The sequence below is a fragment of the Saccharopolyspora sp. genome, assembly GCF_017434145.1.
Classification (GTDB): Bacteria; Actinomycetota; Actinomycetes; order Mycobacteriales; family Pseudonocardiaceae; genus Saccharopolyspora_C; species Saccharopolyspora_C galaxeae.
Window position 1 is genome coordinate 1 of the sequence record NZ_JAFRFW010000751.1, and the last position, 2,297, is coordinate 2,297.

The following is a 2,297-nucleotide window of genomic DNA, read 5'->3' on the forward strand; positions in this document are numbered from 1 at the left end:
AGCAGAACTCGTTGCCAGACGGGTCGGTGTGGATGCGCCACGGTAGTTCTCCCCGAGCGGGGCGGAATTCGCGGCCGCCGCGTTCGGCGATTTCTGCCGCGAGTTCGTCGGGGTCGTCTGCGGTTTCGAGTCGGATGTCGATGTGCAGCCGGGGCGGCTGCATGGCGGTTCGGGGACGCGCTGGAAGCACAGGTCGAGCACCGGCCCGTCCTCGACGGCGAGCTGGGTTTCGAAGCAGTCGGGCTCGTCGGTGAGCCGCTGACCGCCGATCACCGCCTCCCAGAACCGGCCGAGCCGCTGCGGATCGACGGCGTCGGTGACCAGGTTTTCCAGGTACATGGCCACACCGTAGGTCTCGGCAGAGGGCAGTCACACTTCCTTTTTGTTGCTTTGCGGCCGGTCGTGGCGAATCGCGGTCGCCGGTTCGGTTCAGCGGTTGAGGCGGGGTATGCGCTGTTGGGCGGCGTGCACGGCGGCCGGGTAGCGCGGGTCGGGCCGCAGTGCGTGTTCGCGGGCGGCGGCTTCGGTGAACTTGATGACGTGGTCGTCGCCGTGCTCGACGGCGCGGGCGATGAGTTCGTCCAAGGGTGGTGGATCGCTGTCGATGGCGGTGTTCAGCGCGGTGTCCTCGCCGCGCCGGTCGATGGTGAAGGCGAGGAGCATGGCGACGTTGGCCTGCCACAGCGCTTCGACGGTGGCCGGGTGGTGGTCGGCGGGAAGGTGCGGCAGGACGAGCCGCACGGCGGCGGGCGCGGTCACGGCGTGCACCAGCGGGATGGGCATGACTTCTGGGTGGGCTTGGTAGATCCCGGCGAATTCGGTGGTCATTTCGGTGATCAGCCGGTGCGGGTCGCCGGTGTGCAGTGCGCTCAGCGCGGGCAGGTAGCCGGGTAGTGCGTCGGGGTGTTGCAGCCGGTCGCGGGTGGCGTCGGTCCAGGGTGTCCGGTCGTCGGGTTCGAGCCAGGTGCGCGGTAGTGCGGCGACGGCGGTGGCGACGTCGGAGTTGCCGGTCAGCTGGGCGGTGCCGGGTAGTGCGGTGAACCGGGAGGCCCACATGGCCAGTGCGCGGGCCAGTTCGGTCAGCTGGGTCTGGCCGGTTCCGGTGGTGCTGGCCAGGCTGCGCACTGCGTGGGCGGTGCGGATGAGTCCGTGGGTGACGCGGGTGAACAGGCCGGGCAGGAGTCGGGGCCACCAGCGTGCGAGCACGTCCTGCCAGGGTGCTTCGGTGAGTTCGCGGTGGAACAGTCCTTCCCAGTCCCCCAGTTTGTTGCGGTCGCCGAGTGCGGGGCGCCAGGAGGTTTCGTCGTCGCCGTCGAGGTCGAAGGTGACCGGGGGTGCTTGGTGGAAGGGTCGCGATGCGCGCCAGGTCTGCACCCAGGTGCCGACTTCGGCGCCGTGGCCGAGTGCGGCCAGGGCTTCGGCGGCCATCGGGCCGTGATTGACCAGTTCGGCTTCGCCGATTTCGGGGCCGAGGCCGTCGAGGCGGTCGAGCGCTTCGTGCATCGCGTCGGTGTAGGGGATCATTCGCGCACCTCGGGGTGGTGTCGGGAGGTCGGGCTGGGTTCATGTTCGGATTTCGAGTGCGCTTGAAGTCAATGTCCGGTGCCGGCGGTTGCGGCGGGGCCGGTGGCGGGCTCCCCCTGCGGTCGGCGTGATCGCGGGGCTGGCACGATCGCCGGGTGCGTTTTCATGCCGACCTGCACATCCATTCCAAATACTCCCGCGCGTGCAGCAAGGACTGCGACATCGAGCAGTTGACGTGGTGGGCCAGGCGCAAGGGCATCACGTTGGTGGGACCGGGGATTTCACGCACCCTGCGTGGTTCGCGCATCTGCGGGAGGTGCTCGAGGAGGCCGAGCCGGGGTTGTTGCGGTTGCGTCCGGAGCGGGATCGGGAGATGTCGGCTGGGATGCCGCCGAACTGCACCGGTGAGGTGCGGTTCATGCTGTCGGTGGAGATCTCGACGATCTACAAGTACGGCGAGCGCACGCGCAAGGTGCATCACCTGTGCTACGTGCCGGATTTCGCGGCGGCGGAGGAGTTCACGCGCCGGTTGGGCAGGATCGGGATCCTGGCTTCGGACGGGCGGCCGATCCTGGGGCTGGATTCGCTGGACTTGCTGGAGATCACGCTGGAAAGCGGCGGTTATCTGGTTCCTGCGCACGTGTGGACGCCGTGGTTCGCGGTGCTGGGGTCGAAGGCGGGGTTCGATTCGGTCGAGGAGGCTTACCGGGATCTGTCGGGGCACATCTTCGCGTTGGAGACGGGGCTTTCCAGCGATCCGGAGATGAACTGGC

1 protein-coding gene and 2 pseudogenes are annotated in these 2,297 nt (G+C 68.4%); 1 reads left to right on the plus strand and 2 read right to left on the minus strand.

Annotated features, from left to right (window positions below; all coding sequences use genetic code 11):
• Positions 1 to 339 (minus strand): annotated as a pseudogene (locus IJH84_RS20390) (VOC family protein); the annotation flags it as partial.
• 90 nt (positions 340 to 429) lie between these two features.
• On the minus strand, positions 430 to 1,524 hold the full coding sequence (locus IJH84_RS20395; RefSeq protein ID WP_295147661.1) for a questin oxidase family protein: 1,095 nt from the start codon (positions 1,522 to 1,524) through the stop codon (positions 430 to 432).
• Between the two features lie 202 nt (positions 1,525 to 1,726).
• On the opposite strand from IJH84_RS20395, the pseudogene IJH84_RS20400 reads away from it, so the two are divergent.
• Positions 1,727 to 2,297: pseudogene (locus IJH84_RS20400) on the plus strand (AAA family ATPase); the annotation flags it as partial.